The sequence below is a fragment of the Pseudomonas sp. 05N432 genome, assembly GCF_056396945.1.
In genome coordinates, this window is the sequence record NZ_JBFTMM010000066.1 from 1 (window position 1) to 749 (window position 749).

A 749-nucleotide genomic window follows, 5' to 3' on the forward strand; every position below is an offset into this window, starting at 1 on the left:
GGCACCGTTGGACAGGGTCACGCTCATTGCGGTGCCGGCCGGGTTGGTCAGGGTGGCGGTGTAGGTGATCTGACCGCCTTCGGTGACCGAACCGGTCGCCGCCAGGGACAGGCCGGTGTTGTCGATCGAATCGGTGATCGTGGTGACCGCTGGCGTCGTGCTCGGGGTCAACTGCTCGAAGTTGCCGCCCGTGGTGCTCTCGATGGTGGTGCTGACGGTGCTGCCGTTTTTGTAGACGTCATTCGCCGGGGTATCGACCACCACGGAACCGGACGTTTTGCCGGCTTCGATGTTGATCACTGCACCGTTGGACAGGGTCACGCTCATCGCGGTGCCGGCCGGGTTGGTCAGGGTCGCGGTGTAAGTGATCTGACCGCCTTCGGTGACCGAACCGGTCGCCGTCAGGCTCAGCCCGGTGTTGTCGATCGAGTCGGTAATCGTCGTAACGGCTGGCGTGGTGCTTGGCACCAGGTTTTCAAAGTTGCCACCGGTAGCCCCGGTGATGGTGGTGCTGACCGTACTGCCGTTTTTGTAGACGTCATTCGCCGGGGTRTCGACCACCACGGAACCGSWSGTTTTGCCGGCTTCGATGTTGATCACTGCACCGTTGGACAGGGTCACGCTCATTGCGGTGCCGGCCGGGTTGGTCAGGGTGGCGGTGTAGGTGATCTGACCGCCTTCGGTGACCGAACCGGTCGCCGCCAGGGACAGGCCGGTGTTGTCGATCGAATCGGTGATCGTGGTGACCG

1 protein-coding gene is annotated in these 749 nt (G+C 63.2%); it reads right to left on the bottom strand.

Annotated features, from left to right (window positions below; all coding sequences use genetic code 11):
• The coding region (locus AC1DHT_RS29215; protein ID WP_477761595.1) for an immunoglobulin-like domain-containing protein at positions 1-749 on the bottom strand (749 nt) is incomplete at both ends.